Origin of the sequence: Blautia massiliensis (ex Durand et al. 2017) (assembly GCF_001487165.1) — a bacterium.
In the GTDB taxonomy this organism is placed as follows: domain Bacteria; phylum Bacillota; class Clostridia; order Lachnospirales; family Lachnospiraceae; genus Blautia_A; species Blautia_A fusiformis.
On record NZ_LN913006.1, the window covers coordinates 2,511,169 to 2,527,913 of the forward strand.

The window sequence follows — 16,745 nt, forward strand, 5'->3', positions numbered from 1 at the left end:
GGATACATATTCATATAATCTACGCAATCGTTTGCGTAAATTATACGTCCATTTTGCATGAAGTGCAATGCGTTTTTGTCTTTTCTACCTTTCTTACAATTTTTACATCCTGATTTTGTGCAGTTTTTCATTATGTCAAACAGAATCTGTCTGCATCTCACTACCTGATTTTCTGTGCATCTGTTTTTACGCAATTTCATGCAATTTTCCGTGCAATATGTTTGACAGTATCCTTGTTATGAACTACAATATCTCTATCAGACTGAGATAAAAAAAGCCGGATCAGAGGCATACTTCCGCTTTGATCCGGCATATCCGTGAGGAGGCAAATTTATGGCAGTAACCATCAAAGATGTGGCAGCTCTGGCCGGGGTATCCCCGTCCACCGTTTCCAGAACCTGCAAAAATAATCCATCTATCAGTGAAGAAACCAAGGAACGTGTACGCAGAGCCATGGCGGAGCTTGGCTATGAGCCGAATTTCCAGGCCAGCAACCTGGCAGCACAGATTTCCCGCTCCATCGGTATCATCCTGCCTCCATCCCCAAAGGAGACATACGAGAATTCCTTTTACCTTGAGACGATCCGGGGGATCAGCCACTACTGTAACGCACATCAGTATATCAGCACCATTGTTACCGGTCAGAATGAAGAAGAGATCCTTAACGCAGTACGTTCCATGTCCAGAAGCGGTAAGGTTGACGGATTTATTGTTCTTTATTCCCGTGTGAATGATTCTGTTATTGATTTTCTTTTCAGTGAAGGACTTCTCTATATCCTGATCGGAAAACCGGCACAATACACCAATCATACGATCTATATCGATAATGACAACCTTCTGGCCGGACAGGAGGCAACGGAGTATCTTTATGCTCTGGGCCACCGGAAGATCGCTTATCTGGGTGTAGATAATTCCCTGGTCTTTTCCGCAGACCGCAAAACCGGCTACATGACTGCGCTGATCAGCCACGGATTAACCGTACAGCCCGAATACTGTATAGAGGTTCCTGCCGCTTCCCAGAATGAGTTTCAGGAGCTTCGAAAGCTGCTTTTAAGTGAGGAGCGCCCTACAGCTGTGCTTGTCAGTGATGATATTCTGGCGCTTTCCCTGGAGCGGATCTGTATAGAAGCAGATATCTCCATACCGGAGGATCTGTCTATTCTTTCCTTTAACAACTCACTTTTTGCCAGACTGACTTCGCCTCAGCTGACCTCCATTGATATTAACTCCGGGCAGCTTGGAATGGAAGCAGCCACGCAGATGATCAGTCATATCGAAAATCCGAGCCTTCCAGCCACAAAGATCATTGTACCTCACCAGCTGATCGAAAGGGACAGCTGCCGGAGGATCTGATCTGCTTTCAAACAAAAAACAGGTATCTTCTCTGCTGACTGTGTATTGACCACCACTTATCGATCTGACATTGGTGGTCGATCTACCGCCCGGCAAAAAGATACCTGTTTTTCATTTTTTATAATGCTTTCTCATAACACCAGTACATATGTCCCCAGAGTTCACACTCTCCCACGTTCTCAAAATTCAGCTTATCATAAGAACGGAGTGCTTTTACATTGTCCTTCGCAACAAGAAGATGTACAGCTTTATAGCCCCGCTTCTTCAGTTCTTCCATCACACCCTTAAGAAGTTTCCCGGCAATCCCCTGATTCTGGAATTCCTGACATACTCCCACCCGGGAGACCTCCGCTGACGGCACCATGGTTTCTGACCAGCATGTGAGACATTCCACATTTGGATCATCATCAATGGAGATCACACCTGCGATATTTCCCGCATCGTCCCGCATACAGAACAACGCATCTCTGGAAAGATCAAATTCCACTTCTTTTTCTGAAGGATACTCCTCTGTCCACACACAATAGGGCGTCCCCAGCAATGAACGGTACAGCTTCAGAACTGTATCTGCTTCTTCTCTTTTTACACGCTCGAAATTCATTTTATATCCTTTCTCCTGAAAATACATTCTTTTTCCGCCCGGATCTCGCCAGTATCAGGATCACAGCAAATGTAATGATCTCTGAACTCAGGAAGGACACACGCCATTGATCCCAAATAATCCGGAAATAGCTTTTTCCCAGGACCGTCAAATCTGCAATCTGCACCATGTCTTTTCCTGATTCTGGTTTTCATCCCATTTATCATTTATTCTAACTCAAAAAAGCTTCCCTTTTTGTTACTGATAATAACATCTTCCGCTACACCCCGCCGGAAACACTGTCCGTTTTAATGTATACTGAAATTCCCTCTCATTTTCTGCAGCGTCCAGAATTTCCAACGCTTTTCGCAAATTCCGGATATCTTTTTCCATGTGATCCACATAGTTTCCCCGGCCAACCAGCTTCAGATGCGTGATCCCTGCCTGCTTCAGCTGATACAGTGCACACAGTCCACAGCCTGTCTCACCACAAAGATATCCGAATTCATCATATGCTTTCAGATCCGGTTCCTGATCCCACGCCTGCTCCTGAAGAGCCATTATTTTTTCCGGAACAGCATCACCATTCCGTACAGTTCCAAGCCAATAGGACACCCTGCAAAGATATCCCATCTCATCACAGTGAAGAGAATTACAGAATGCTCCCGTAAACTGGCACATTTCATTCAGCACAAAGGCCTCGAACTCCATTCCCGCCTCCGGTCGGATCCCGGCCTGTTTTTCCACTTCTCTCTGAGATGCAATAACAGACTGCATATCCCGGAACGTGTTTTTCCGATGAAAGATCAATCTCTTCAGAGGAAAGCGCCGGAACATCTTCAGCATTTCGCTGTTCACTTCCCCTGTCTCTCCGCTGAGATGGATCTCACAGGAAATCCCCCTGTTTTTCAGATAAACAAGAAGCGCCGGATCTGCAATGATATAGCTTCGAAATCCAATTCCCATGCACTTTTCTATGATATCTCCGATCTCCGGATACTGTTCCGGAAGATAATACAGGGAATTGAAGGTGAGATGCACCGGCTTTTTATATTTTTTTACCATCCGGGAAAGGATCTCCAGCTCACTGTATGCTCCAAGCTGAACATTACAGCAGAGAACCTCCCTGCGATTTAACGGCATTACTGTGCCGTATTTTTCCGCCCAGGAAAAGGGTACATAGCCACAGAAAAATTCATCTGCTCCTGCCTGCACGAAACGTTCATATTCATCTATGGAGCCTAACCCGGCTGTTATTTTCATACTGTTCTCCATGTCCTGTTCCTTTTTTCCGCAATGTATTTTTGTCAAACGGATATTCGCGATCCACCTTCGAAGCCTGCTCATCACCTGTCATATATTAACAACAATGCGATCCGGCTTTGTGCCTTTTATATTTTTCCACATTTCCGTTGACTCCGGAAGTGTTTTATCCACACCAAACAGGGAGTTATACCGCCCTGCCATGTGTAAATGTTCCGGATAAAGCAGTGCGTATTTTTCACAAAATTTCGGACAGTGCTCCGCAAGCTGCTGTGTACCACGATCCCCAGTGGTGCACAAAGCATACAATGGACAGTACTGCGAAGTGTTTGTCTGATAAAAAGGCAGATGCAGACTGTTTTTTCCCGGCGGAAACTCCTGTGGATATCCGCAGGACTCCCATTCGTATCTGTGGATATGAAATTCTTCAGCCAGAAAATCCCGATAAAACCCCGCATTCAGGCTGTTTTGCTGAAATAATAAGGTATCACCGGATTTATATTTCATTCGCGGATCCTTTTTTCGTTTATTGAGCAATGTCCCCAGAACAGGACGCAGGCGAGATTTTTTTCCACAGAGCATTTCCATCATGGCCCAGTCATTGACTACGATTTCCACATTCAACCCATGAATACAGCACCAGTTATCCACCTTTTCCAGAAGCTTTCCCACAGACGAAAGCATAAATTCCCGGATATAAGAAAATACCAGTGTGATCTCTGATCCCTCCGAATACATTTTATCCATGATAGAAAAAAGCTGCTCTTCTGTCGGAAACAGATTATGGCAGAACTGATTTCCAATATAAAATCTGTCCGGTGTCCGGCCTGCAAAATAACTGTGAGTGAGATAATTCTTCTGCCAGTAAGACGCCAGAAAAGCCTGCAGCGGCTGGCGCAGATATTCTTCATACAGGGAAGTGCAGTTTAATTCCAGGGCAAACTCTGTATTATCCAAAAGCTTTAATTCTTCTTCACCCATTGTATCCTGTGGATTTCCGGAAGCCTTTTCACCCTCTCTGAAAAACCACTGTCTCTTCTGTTCTTCCAGACTCCTGCAGTGCATCTCATCCAGCTCCGCAGGATAACCGGTCAGTGATTTCGCCAGCTCTCCATCGTCTCCATCCAGCTTCAGACGGATATATCGGTTGTACTCTCCGGCCAGACGCCGAACCTCCTGTACATAATCCTTCTGTTCCACTCTCACAGAATATTCCCTGTAAAAATATTTTCCGGTTTTCTTTTCAACTGGCTGTTGATCCTGCAGGCATTGCTCCTCTGCTGCACTCATCCCAAACCTCCGGATCTCCACTCTCCTGTACCCGGCTTTTTTCATATCGTAAAAACAGATCAGAAACTGCTCCGGTTCCGGGCATTCCTCTGCCAGCCGAAATCGAAATCCATCTTCACCCAGCTCTGTGATCCGGATTTCTTTGCTGTCCATAAAACCGGATAGTAATCCAAATGGTATCATAGCGATCCTCATAAGGAAAGCTTCCTCCCTTCAGACAAAAAAGGAGATGCCATATGCTCCCATACAGCACCTCCCACTGTTCCTTCTTATTTCACTTCTACTAATTCAATTCTGAAATTCAGCTCTTTACCTGCCATCTCATGATTAGCATCGAAAGTAATGGTTTTTTCATCTTTTGCGTTAACTTTAACCGGGAACGGCTGACCATACTGATTGGAGAGGTATACCTGCTGTCCTACAGTAAGATCCTCAGCACCCGGAAGCTGTTCGATCTCAAGTGTAAAAATCGCATCCGGATTCGGCATACCGTAAGCTTCCTCAGGCATCAGATGAACATCTACCACCTGGCCAACCTCCATGTTTGCAACTGCCGTATCAAAGCCTTTGATCATCTGTCCTGCTCCGCAGATGAATTCCAGTGGCTCGCCACGGTCATAGGAAGAATCGAACTGTGTTCCGTCATTAAAGGTTCCTCTGTAATGTGTACGGCAGGTTTTTCCGACATTAGGGCCTGTGATAGATGGCTGGGAACCACATCCTCCGCCACAGCCTCCGCAGGAATGTCCGTCTTCATGACCGCCGCAGGAGTGTCCATTCTCATGGCTTCCGCAGGAATGTCCATCCTCATGATGGTGATGATCACAATTCACACCTGTGGATACCAGCTCGCCCTTCAGATAAGCATCCACAGCTGTGTCTGCATCTCCCTGTGCTCCGGAACATAACTCAATGCCAGCCTCAGCAAGTGCACTCTGTGCTCCGCCGCCGATTCCTCCACAGATCAGAACGCTGATTCCCTGCTCTGCAAGAAGTCCTGCAAGTGCACCATGTCCGGTGCCATTGGAGCTGATCACTTCACTGGAAACAACCTTGTTATCCTCTACCTCGTACACCTTGAAAAACTCCGTTTTTCCAAAATGCTGGAAAATATTTCCGTTGTCGTATGTTGCTGCAATTTTCATTTGTAAAACCCTCCATTAATCAGATATGTATTATATTAGTATATCGTGCAGGCAGGATAAAAGCAAGGTTTAACTTCTCTCACAAAAACACCTCGCGGGACATTGCCAGTGAACAGTAACCTCTTGCTGTCATTCAATGAATCCAGTATAATAGAAGAATCTGTAAAAATAAACGATTTTTTAAATAAGAAGGTTTGAATTAAAATGAAATCATACGAAGAATTACTTTCAGATATTGAAGAAGACATGGAGCTCATGGGTTCCTCACACATTGTTTATTCCATGGAAGAGGACGGCGTTGTTACTGATTATGATTATCTTCCATCCGATTCCTGTACGATCTCCATTACCTTAAAGGAACTTCAGGAAAAGCTTCAACTGCAGATGCTCTATGCAAAAGTTTCCGCTCATACAGCCGGAGCAGATAAAAATGCCCCGAAATTAGCAGTTGTTTTTCCGGGCATCGGATACACTGCCGACAAGCCGCTTCTGTACTATACCAGCCGCCTTGCCAGCAAACACGGTTACAAAATCCGCACTGTATCCTATGGCACCCTCCCGGAAAATGTCAAAGGAGATCCTGAAAAAATGAAACAGGCCTTTGACCTTGCCCTGGAACAAACAGAACGCTCCTTAGGCAGCATCGACTGGAATTCCTATGGCAGCATTCTGTTTATTTCCAAAAGCATTGGTACAGTCATCTCCTCAGCCTATGCTTCCCGACACGATCTGACTGTAAAAAGCATCCTGTTCACGCCTCTTGCAGAGACCTTTTCCTTCCCACTTGCCGGAAGCATCGCCTTCCACGGCACCGCAGATCCCTGGGCCGAAACCAATTCCATCCGGGAACTGGCAGCGCAGAAAGATGTACCTCTCTTTCTCACCCAAAACGCCAACCATTCTCTGGAAACCGGTGATGTACTGACGGATATCTTTATTCTAAAAACCACAATGGAGCGGGTCCAGCGTTTTATTTAACGCCGGTCCGCTTATTTTTCTCCACCCACTAAAAACTGAGGTGTCAGCTTGTTCAGCTCACGTTCCATGGAAGTTCTGGAAATATCACTGATGTCCTTCAGGGCAAACACTTTGGAAAAGCCGATCTCCATCATGTAATCCAAATCCCATGCCGGACGCTTTTTATCACTCATAAACAGCTTACTGCTGAGCTCTTTCCCTGTTTCCGCATCTTCATGAGCATGGATACCTCTTCCATATTTTTCCCACATAGCAGCATCATGTGCCTCGTAAATCTTTTTCTTTTCTTCATCATAAAGATGCAGATACCAGCAGGCGTCCGATACCAAAAGACGTCCGCCTTTTTTCAGTACACGCAGCCACTCCTTGTAAGCCTTCTGTGGATCGTCCAGCGTCCATGTGATATTTCTGCAGATAACCATATCAAATGTCTCATCCGGGAAATTCAGATTGTGGCAGTCCATAGTCATCAGATCTGCGGATAAACCTGCTGCCTTTACATTTTCCTTTGCTTCATGGATCATATTTTCAGTAATATCGATCCCGGTCACATGATGTCCTTCTTTTCCCAGCATAATTTCAAAAAATCCCGGCCCGCAGCCTACGTCCAGTACTTCCAGATGTTCTTTTTCCGGCGCATACTCCAGAATCAGATTCTTCCAGTTTTCTGCTGTTTCACTTTTCAGTTCTGCCTTGATCCCTTCGCTGTAAATGCCGGCTTCTCCTTCCCAGTACTCTTTGATCTTATCGTTTTGCATGTCACTTCTCCTTCTTTGTGGCTACTACAATAAATTTTTTTCCCTGATATCCGTATTTCCAGAAATCCATCGTCCATGGTCTGTTTAACCAGCGGTTCTCTCTGATCTGGATCCTGGCAAAGCGTACCTTCTTTAATATCTGAAAGTCCGCTTCCGGACGCTTCTGCGATGTAAATGGCAGCTTTTCATAAATTCCGCTGTTTTCCTTCACGTCAGATCCATATGTTTTTCTTTCTGTAACATAAATAAGAAAATCAGCAATTTTCATACGAATCTTATTTTTTAACGTGGGTTCAATGGTACGATAATCCCCATCAAAATAAATGATCCTTCCACCTGGTTTTAATACCGCCTTCCAGCGCCTAAAAGCTTTTTCCGGATCATATAATGTCCACACCGCATCTCTGGAAAGTATCACATCATAGCTTTGTTCCTGTTCCAATGGCAAAGTTACACCATCTTCCTCACAGATTTCCACCTGCTGATGATACTGCCGCATATTCCTTCTGGCTTTTTCTACCATTCCTGATGAACCATCGATCGCTTTTACATCATGTCCCAGACGCGCTGCTATGATGCTCATAAAACCCGGGCCGCAGCCCACTTCTAAAATACGAAGGGGCTCAGGTCCAAGAAGTCTTTTCAATTCTTTTGTCCAGTAAGATACCGTTCTTTTGTTACTCAATTGTTTTTGGATCATATCATCATAATCACCGGAATCTTCTGTCCATTTATTCTCGATCTTTTCAAACATTTTTTACTCCACTACATCCAGTGTTGCCCAGTTAATGCCTTCATAGGCAGTCGGTGCAAGCTCTACATTGGTCAGTCTGGTATTGTTATAGATATAATCACGGTTCGGATAATACAGCGGCACTGTTACTGCCTGATCATTGATACGTGTGAGGATCTTATCGTATAATTCCGTCCGCTTTTCTTCATCCTGTGTCTTTAATACTTCTCCGAGATCTTTGTTCAGCTCCTCATCGTACCAGTTTACTGCCTTTGCTCCATCTTCCGCATAGAACATTGATTTCAGGAATCCATGAGGCATCCAGGAATCTTCATAGCTGCGGTAAATGCACAGATCATAATCTCTGGTGTTCCAGATCTCATCATAGTAAGCTGCGGATTCTTTTTCTACCAGTTCAATACCTACACCAACCTTCTCATATTCAGATTTCAGGAATTCACAAAGAGATTTCCATGAAGCATATTCTTCAGTCTGGAATACCAGTCTGAGGCTCAGTGGTTCTCCGTCTTTTTCTACAATACCATCTCCATCTGTATCCTCATATCCTGCTTCCTTTAACAGTTCCTTTGCTTTATCCGGATCATATGGATAGCCCTTGCTGTTTTCTTCTGTTACATAAGGAACTGTCGAAGACATAAGTCCGGTTGCCGGATTGCCGTAACCATCCAGCAGATCATTTACAATGCTTTCTTTATTTGTTGCATAATTCAGTGCCTGACGTACGTTTACATCCTGAAGCGCCGGTGTATCATAATTTTCGATCAAATAGTAAGAAAGTGTGGAAACCTGCTGTTCTGTCGATAAATTTTTATCTGCCTGGATAATACTGAAGCTTTCGGATGGAATATCCTGAAGATTCAGATCTGCCTCTCCACTCTGAAGTGCCATCACTCTGGCATCACCGTCTACCACCTGTTTCAGAACTACTTTATCAATATTTGGTTTCTCACCGTAATAATTAGGATTTGGTACCAGGACAACCTCCTGACCGCTTTCATAACTGTCGATCATCCACATTCCGGTACCCACTTCCTGACAAAATTCTCCGTCTTCATCCAGTGCACTTTCACAGGTGAAACGGAATGGTCTTGGATAGCTGAATTCGATCAGCAGGGTATAGCATGGTTCTGCGAACTTAAATTCTACAGTATAATCATCTACCTTTGTAACATTTTCCAGTTTGGCTGAAAAGTTACCGGTCACATCCTGTTCCACCCATCTGTTATAATTCCACATCACATTGTCTGCATTAAACACTGTACCGTCTGAGAATTTCACATCTTTTCTTAAATGAAACGTATAGGTTGTGCCATCTTTGCTGATATCCCAAGATTCTGCCAATGCCGGTTTAATTTCTCCATTTTCTCCATAACGCACCAGTGGATCATAGATCATTTCATAAAGACGAAAGTCCGGACCACTTTTTATAGGGTCACAAAGTTCAGGAGTCAGATCAATGGATGTCATTGCCGTAACTACTTTTTCCTCTTTTGCCTGTACATTGACACCTGTCAGTAAAGTTGCCGCCACCATGCTCAATGCTATCAGTTTTGCTACACGTCTTTTCTTCATTTCTTCCTCTCCTTTGTTTGTTTTATATTTTACAACATATGACATGCCGCAAAATGTCCTGTTTCAATTTCTGTCAATTCCGGTATATGCTCTCTGCATATATTTGTACATCTTCTGCACCGGTTCTGGTATGGGCAGCCCTGTTCCGGAATGGTATCTGAAAATATTTTCTTTTCCTGCGATCCGATTCTTCGCATTTTCGGTTCTTTTACCGGAATAGAATCAAACAGATCTTTTGTATAAGGATGCACGGCAGTCTCCTTTAAGCTGTCCGTATGATCGATAAACTCGACCACGCGTCCCTGATACATAATAGCCACCTCTTTGCAGAGATATGGAACATTGGACAGATCGTGAGTGATCAGTAAATAGGTCATCTCATATTTTTCCTGCAGCTCATTTAACAGATGCAGGATCTGCTTTCGTATGGAATAATCCAGACTGGATACCGGTTCATCACAGATCACAAGTTCCGGTCTTAATACCAATGCTCTCGCAATATTAGCTCTCTGACACTGACCTCCTGAAATCTGTCCAACATAACGGTTGCGGATATCCGGATCAAGCCCCGTCTGGATCAAAGCCTCCTTTACTCGCTCTTCATACTCACCCTCTTGCAGTTTTTCATGTAATTTCAAAATTTCCAGAATATTTTCTCCAATGGTATAACCAGGATCAAATACCCCGCTGCTGCTTTGAAAGACCATCTGAAGATTCTTGCGATATGGACGAAACTGCTTTTCAGACAAATCCTGCATTTCCTGTCCCTGAAACCAGAATTTTCCATCTGTAGGTTTCTCCAGGCCGGCGATCAGCTTTCCGAATGTAGTTTTACCACTTCCACTTTCACCGATCAGGGCCATGGATGATCCTGCATGGATTTCCAGACTTACATCATCCACTGCCTTCACAATTTTTTTCTTGCCATAATATTTTTTTAAATGTTCTGTCTTTAGTAACGTACTCATACTTTTCCCCTATAAAACTGCATCCAACAGTTTTTTTGTATATGAATGCTGCGGATGATAAAAGATCTCTTCAACCGTTCCGTTTTCCACTATTTCGCCGTCTTTCATGATCGAAACATCATCTGCGATCTCTGCCACCACACCCAGATCATGCGTAATAAATAACACGCCCAGATTTTCTTTCCTGGATAGCTGATAGATTTCTTCCAGGATCTGCTTCTGTACGGTTACATCCAAGGCTGTCGTCGGCTCATCTGCGATCAGATAATCCGGTTTCATGGACATGGCAATGGCGATCATAACACGTTGGCACATACCACCAGACAATTCGTAAGGTTTTTTCTTCATCAGTTCTTCCGGATCACGCAGATTCATCATCCGCAGACTTTCCAACGCTGCTTCCCTTGCCTGTTTTTTGCTCATTCTGCGATGTTTTCTCAGTCCTTCCAGAAGCAGTTGTTCAACTGTAAAAAGCGGATCAAGAGCAGCAGTCGGATCCTGAAAGATCATTCCGATCCTGTCTCCGTATAACTGTCGTTTTTCTTTTCCTGATAACTTCAGAAGACTCTTTTCGTTCAGTGTCACATCTCCGGATATCACCTTTCCATTTCCTGCAAGCAGATTCATGATCGTCAGAGAGGTAACTGACTTGCCGCTTCCACTTTCTCCCACCAGAGCATGGATCCTTCCGCGTTTTACTTCCAGGCTGACATCTTTTACTGCATGAACCATTCCGTGAGATGTCTGAAACTCCACATGTAGTCTTTTTACCCTTAGGACATCATTTTTGGGCTGTTCCATTCTGTATTCCCTCCCCCAGATAATTAAATGCCAGAACAATGATCATGATCAGTATGCCCGGATAAAACATCAGTCTTGGATAAGTCTGGATATAACTTCTACTGTCACTGAGCATGATCCCCCATTCCGGTGTCGGTGCCTGCACACCAAGGCCGATAAAGGAAAAACCGGCAATTGACAGAATGATCGAACCGATTTCCATTGTTGCCAGTGCGATCACAGATGGCAGGATATTTCTCAATACATGCCTAAATATGATCCTTGCGTGGCCGCAGCCGCCGGCTTTTAGTGCGGTCATATAATTTTTATTTTTTTCCTGAAGTGTCAATGCTCGGGCAAGCCTTGCATATTCTGCCCAGGATACGACCGATAAGGACAGAATCAGATGAGCGCCGCTGGCTCCTACGGTTCCTGCAATGGCAAGTGCCACAATAAAGACCGGCATAGCCATAAATACATCAATGATCCTCATAATTATGGAATCGATTTTTCCACCTACATATCCGGCAAACAGTCCGATCGGCACCCCGACACATACAGTGATCAGAAGCACCGTAAAGCTATAGCTCAGTGAATACCGGCTGCCCCAGAGAAGTCTTGATAAAATACATCGTCCCAGCTGATCAGTACCTAAAGGATATGCCGCCGACGGATTCTTTAATTTTATCGAAACATCCACAAGCAGTGGATCATGCGGCGCTAATACAGGTGCAAAAATAGCTGCCAATGCAAAAATTATGACCACCATCAATCCTATTTTTGTTTTCGGTGACCGGAATACCTGTTTCCAGTACAGATTCTGGATCATGCTTTTTTCTGTTTTCTGCTTTCTTCTGCTTCCCATTCTATGATCTCTCCTTTACTTTAACTGGATTCGCCGGTCAATCGCAGAATAGGCGATATCCACAAGAAAATTTAATACTACAATGCCAACAGCCAGAATAAAGATAAAACATTGCAGCACCGGAGTATCTTTTGAGATCACGGATTTCAATGCCAGATTTCCGATTCCCTGAATTGAAAAAATACTTTCTATCACAGCTGAGCCACAGAAAAAACCGATCACAATTGATACCAGACGTGTCAGCACAGGAATCAGGATATTTTTCAGACCATGACGCAAAATTACATTTACAGATGACAATCCCTTAGCTCTGCTGGCACGTATGTAATCCTGCTTCAGCACCTGTATCATATTGGTACGAATCAATCTCGTCATAATTCCAAAGAAACTGATATCCATGGCAAATGCCGCAAGAATCGGGATGCCTCCGGCATCTCCTCCGATCACGGAAATCACTTTTAGCTTTACTCCAAATATATAGAGCAGCATCAGACCGATCCAGAAAGATGGCATAGATACACTGAGGGACGACAAAATGCGAATGACTTTATCCAGAACTCTGTTTTCATAAATTGCCGACAAAATTCCAAGAGGGACTGATACGATCATCAACAATAAAAACGAAGTAACTGCCAGTTTAAATGTCTGTGGAAAATATCTTTTTAATTCCTCAAAAGCCGGTTTTCTGGTAGAATATGATTTTCCAAAATCGCCATGAAGTGCCTGATCCAGCCATTTCCCGTATTGTACCAGCACCGGCTGATCCAGTCCTTCCTCATGCCGTACTTCTTCTACCTGCTCCGGTGACGGATGCTCATATTTTTTCTCCGCCAGCACTCTGGCAGCATCACCTGCCGATATAAAACTCAGCATAAAAATAATAAATGTAACCGCCAGCACTACCGGAATCATAAATATAAAACGCTTTGCAATTACTTTTCCCATCTTCATCTCTCCTCATTTTTTATCTGTTTATTGTTTTTAAAATAAAAAAAGCTGATATGATCCAGCATCATATCAGCACAAAAAACAAACCTCCACCTCAGGCAGAGCTTATTCCTTCTGTATCCCATCCGAATCAGAATTCTTCTGTCAAAAAGGCAAGTCTCCTGACTCCAGTTCTTCCTACTTACCATCTTCCCGGATCTCTCCAGTGATATTTTGGTTTTCGTCCCTGTCACAGTAGCGGTGGCTGTTCTGGCATTTCACCAGATTCCTTATTAAGTACTTTGTACACCCTTCTGACTATTCAATTTTCATAGTTGCAATGAATAAATATTATAATATCATACTTTTCTTTTTATATAAATAGTTTTTTGTCAAATATAAAATATCTGAACATTTCATAGTGAAACCCGGATATTTTCTGCCTGTATTATTATAGATCCCTTAAGTAAATAACATTATGTATGAACGGTGACTTCTTTATATTTCCGTATAATGATCATATAACTTACGAATAATAAAACAGCTGCACTGCTCCATGCACAGATCTCTGCATAGTATATTCCATCTTCACCGATCAGTTTTGGCAGCAGCAGCGCAACACTGACACGCATTATAAATTCTGCAATGCCGCTGGCAAGCGGAATCAAAGTATTACCCAGGCCCTGGATAGCGGAACGATACACATACAGCAGATACAGCACCCACAAAAAGACAGCCATGATAAACAAATACTTATATGCTATATCCAATACCTGTCGGGTCTGATCCGGTTCACCGGATACAAACAGGGACAGTACATTACGTCCAAACAGTACCATCATGCCGGAAATGAAAGCCGAAGTGAGCACTGCCATATAAGTGCCGCTGCGCACGCCTTTTCGAATCCTCTGGTATTTTTTTGCACCAAGATTCTGGCCCACATAGGTTGTAATAGCATATCCATATGAAACGGCAGCCATCTCCAAAACCCCATACAGCTTGTTCGATGCCGTAAATCCCGCCACAAACAGAAAACCAAATCCATTGATCACATACTGTACCACAAGTCCTCCCACGGAGATGATCACATTCTGTATCGCAAGAGGAACCGCCAGTTCCAAAAGCCGCAGGCTCATAGAGGGCTGCCTGTAAAAGTCCTTCTTTTCCAGGCGGATATCCGGGATTTTACGTAATACGATCAAACAGTACAAGGCAGAAAATCCCTGCGCGATAACGGTCGCCACTGCTGCTCCGGCTATACCCCAGCCAAAAACCGCCACAAATAACAAATCCAGTCCCACATTGATCACTGCTGCCACTGTCATTGCGATCAACGGAGATCTGCTGTTTCCAAGTGCCCGAAGGATCGCTGCAAATATATTATAAGCAGCTATGATCGGGATTCCTGCAAAGATCAGCCGCAAATATAGCATTGTCAGATCAATGACATTATCCGGTGTCTGTAAAAATAAAAGAACATGATAAACTGTACCTTCACTTACTGCGAGTACGACCACAGACAGTAATGCTGTCATGATATAGCTTTTCGCTACTGCACATTTCAGATTTTCCTTTTCCCTTGCTCCATAATACTGAGATACAAGAATAGAAAAACCCTGTGTGATACCTGTCATAATCCCCAACACCAGCCATACCAGCCAATCTCCGGCACCTACTGCCGCCAGTGCTTTAACTCCTACCACTTGTCCGACGATCATGGTGTCTGCCATTGTATAAAACTGCTGAAAAATATTTCCAAGCATCATTGGTATGGCAAAAGTTATGATCAGTTTTCCGGGAGATCCGGCAGTCATATCTTTTTCATTAGTTCCCATAAGAATCTCCTTTTCTTTTCATCCTTGACCGCTATTTTACAAGGGACTCTTACGAAACACAAGCCTATTTTTTCACAAAGTTTTTCTCATATTTTTGGTAGCTATTACATCTTTATAATCATTATTTTTAATGGATCATCTTTGCCACGCCTATCTTAAAACTCTTTCTTCTTCATGGCGCTCATACTATACTTATACGAAGCAAACCATATAAGCAGACTTAGCACAATGAGGGCAATCCCGATTTCAAGATCCCCTATTCCCCCTATCATATGCAGAATACTTTCTTTTAATCCCAAGTTAGTCTTCACAAAAGATCTAATTGTATAACAAATCGCAAAAATAATTAAAATTGCGATTGGCAGCACAATTCGCCCTTTCTCTCCTTCGAACCTTATCCTGATCGCGATCATAATTCCCGCAATTGCCTGAAACACAAAAAATGTGATCAACTCCATTGCCAGCATTTCCAGATCAAACACCTCTTCAGGATTTATGAGTACCATAATTCCTGCACAGATCATTCCAATGCACCATCCACATGCTGTCATGATAAAGGAAAAAATATATTTTTCTCTGACATATATTTTTTTATTTACGGGTAAAGAAAATAAATATGTGTAACCATGGCCATTTTCATCATAACTGATCGTATTACCTGAATATATCGCCAGAACAGATGGGATATACATTGCAATGAAAGCAGCTGCCTTTTTTCCTGTAAGTATAAAAAACAATGCTACAAACACTAACACCAAAAAAAGATTACCACCCTGTCGAAAAAACAATCGAAAATCCTTTTCCAAAAGCCCTCTGATTCCTTTCATCATCTTTCGCCTCCTGTCAACATCAGGATCACCTGATCGAGTGATCCGCTCTCTACTACGATTTCCGGATAATTTTCTATATAATACTGCTTCTCGTTCGTCAGACAGGCAACTCCAAAAAACTCTTTTTTCTCTTTCAAAAGATACCTTTTGTCCACTGCCTGATATTGTTCCTCACTGACCTTCAACACTGCATATTTTTCAAGAATCGTATCCATCGCTTCATGAAGTACAATCTTTCCTTTATGTATCACATAAATGTCATCACACAGATGTTCTAAGTCCGAAGAAATATGTGAGCTGATCAGGATACTTCTCTCCGGCTCTTCTTCCATATACTCTCTTAAAATATCCAGCATCCTTTCCCTCGCTCCGACATCAAGCCCTGCTGTCGGCTCATCCAGCATCAGGAATTCTGCCTGATGTGTCAATGCAACGATCAGATTCAGCTTTGCTTTCATTCCTGTTGAGTACTCTTTTATAAATTTATCCAACGGAATCTGATATTCTTCACACATCTGATGAAATTTTTCTGCTTCAAACTTTGGATATAATTTGGCAAGGACTGCCTCAACATCTTTCCCTTTCAAGTATCCACTGAATCCGGTTTCTGCCAGGACAACTCCCAGCTCTTCTTTCTCTTTTTCACTTAACTCTTCCGGTATTTTTCCCAGGATCTTTATCTCACCGGCATCATAAGAAATGAGTCCGAGCACTGCCTTGAACAAAGTACTCTTACCGGCTCCGTTCTCTCCAACCAGACCGGTGATTCTTCCTTTTTCTACATTTAACGAACAGTCTAACTGAAATTCACCGTAGCTTTTCTTTACTCCTTTGATCTCCAACATAA

16 protein-coding genes and 1 riboswitch are annotated in these 16,745 nt (G+C 43.3%); of the genes, 2 read left to right on the top strand and 14 right to left on the bottom strand.

Annotated elements, in window-relative coordinates:
• The first annotated feature begins 333 nt into the window (after nt 1-333).
• Entirely contained in the window at nt 334-1,353 is a 1,020-nt protein-coding gene (locus BN3261_RS12450; protein WP_059086416.1) for a LacI family DNA-binding transcriptional regulator, read from the top strand.
• Nucleotides 1,354-1,471: 118 nt separating this feature from the next.
• On the opposite strand, the gene BN3261_RS12455 is transcribed toward BN3261_RS12450, so the two are convergent.
• The 4 genes from BN3261_RS12455 to BN3261_RS12470 all read right to left on the bottom strand — a co-directional run bounded on the left by BN3261_RS12455 (nt 1,472) and on the right by BN3261_RS12470 (nt 5,631).
• Complete coding sequence (locus BN3261_RS12455; protein WP_021650238.1) at nt 1,472-1,954, bottom strand: GNAT family N-acetyltransferase; 483 nt, start codon at nt 1,952-1,954, stop codon at nt 1,472-1,474.
• A 237-nt stretch (nt 1,955-2,191) separates the two neighbouring features.
• Nucleotides 2,192-3,196, bottom strand: a complete 1,005-nt coding sequence (locus BN3261_RS12460; protein WP_059086942.1) for a U32 family peptidase — start codon at nt 3,194-3,196, stop codon at nt 2,192-2,194.
• Nucleotides 3,197-3,286: 90 nt separating this feature from the next.
• Entirely contained in the window at nt 3,287-4,681 is a 1,395-nt protein-coding gene (locus tag BN3261_RS12465; RefSeq protein ID WP_059086417.1) for a hypothetical protein, read from the bottom strand.
• Between the two features lie 74 nt (nt 4,682-4,755).
• Entirely contained in the window at nt 4,756-5,631 is an 876-nt protein-coding gene (locus tag BN3261_RS12470) for an FKBP-type peptidyl-prolyl cis-trans isomerase (protein WP_059086418.1), read from the bottom strand.
• A 204-nt stretch (nt 5,632-5,835) separates the two neighbouring features.
• Between BN3261_RS12470 and BN3261_RS12475 the strand changes: the two genes are divergently transcribed.
• Complete coding sequence (locus tag BN3261_RS12475) at nt 5,836-6,609, top strand: alpha/beta hydrolase (RefSeq protein WP_110925807.1); 774 nt, start codon at nt 5,836-5,838, stop codon at nt 6,607-6,609.
• An 11-nt stretch (nt 6,610-6,620) separates the two neighbouring features.
• Here BN3261_RS12475 and BN3261_RS12480 read toward each other — a convergent pair whose 3' ends face one another.
• From BN3261_RS12480 to BN3261_RS12530, 10 genes are all read right to left on the bottom strand, one after another.
• Complete coding sequence (locus tag BN3261_RS12480) at nt 6,621-7,367, bottom strand: class I SAM-dependent methyltransferase (protein ID WP_059086419.1); 747 nt, start codon at nt 7,365-7,367, stop codon at nt 6,621-6,623.
• A 1-nt stretch (nt 7,368) separates the two neighbouring features.
• Nucleotides 7,369-8,121 carry a class I SAM-dependent methyltransferase gene (locus tag BN3261_RS12485; RefSeq protein WP_059086420.1) on the bottom strand — a complete coding sequence of 251 codons (753 nt, stop codon included), beginning with the start codon at nt 8,119-8,121 and terminating at the stop codon, nt 7,369-7,371.
• Between the two features lie 3 nt (nt 8,122-8,124).
• Nucleotides 8,125-9,693 (bottom strand): nickel ABC transporter substrate-binding protein, encoded by a 1,569-nt coding sequence (locus BN3261_RS12490; protein WP_059086944.1) that lies wholly within the window; start codon nt 9,691-9,693, stop codon nt 8,125-8,127.
• Between the two features lie 29 nt (nt 9,694-9,722).
• Nucleotides 9,723-10,661: an oligopeptide/dipeptide ABC transporter ATP-binding protein gene (locus tag BN3261_RS12495; protein ID WP_059086421.1), complete on the bottom strand. Its 939-nt coding sequence runs from the start codon at nt 10,659-10,661 to the stop codon at nt 9,723-9,725.
• Nucleotides 10,662-10,670: 9 nt separating this feature from the next.
• Entirely contained in the window at nt 10,671-11,462 is a 792-nt protein-coding gene (locus BN3261_RS12500; protein WP_015526669.1) for an ABC transporter ATP-binding protein, read from the bottom strand.
• Nucleotides 11,443-12,306, bottom strand: a complete 864-nt coding sequence (gene nikC / locus BN3261_RS12505; protein ID WP_021650926.1) for a nickel transporter permease — start codon at nt 12,304-12,306, stop codon at nt 11,443-11,445. The genes BN3261_RS12500 and nikC overlap by 20 nt, the downstream gene beginning before the upstream one ends.
• 15 nt (nt 12,307-12,321) lie before the next feature.
• Nucleotides 12,322-13,251 (bottom strand): ABC transporter permease, encoded by a 930-nt coding sequence (locus BN3261_RS12510; protein WP_015526672.1) that lies wholly within the window; start codon nt 13,249-13,251, stop codon nt 12,322-12,324.
• Between the two features lie 136 nt (nt 13,252-13,387).
• Nucleotides 13,388-13,562: riboswitch (cobalamin riboswitch) on the bottom strand.
• A gap of 147 nt (nt 13,563-13,709) precedes the next feature.
• Complete coding sequence (locus tag BN3261_RS12520; RefSeq protein ID WP_015526673.1) at nt 13,710-15,068, bottom strand: MATE family efflux transporter; 1,359 nt, start codon at nt 15,066-15,068, stop codon at nt 13,710-13,712.
• Between the two features lie 155 nt (nt 15,069-15,223).
• On the bottom strand, nt 15,224-15,898 hold the full coding sequence (locus tag BN3261_RS12525; RefSeq protein WP_059086423.1) for an ABC-2 transporter permease: 675 nt from the start codon (nt 15,896-15,898) through the stop codon (nt 15,224-15,226).
• Nucleotides 15,895-16,743: an ABC transporter ATP-binding protein gene (locus BN3261_RS12530; protein WP_059086424.1), complete on the bottom strand. Its 849-nt coding sequence runs from the start codon at nt 16,741-16,743 to the stop codon at nt 15,895-15,897. The genes BN3261_RS12525 and BN3261_RS12530 overlap by 4 nt, the downstream gene beginning before the upstream one ends.
• Nucleotides 16,744-16,745 lie beyond the last annotated feature (2 nt).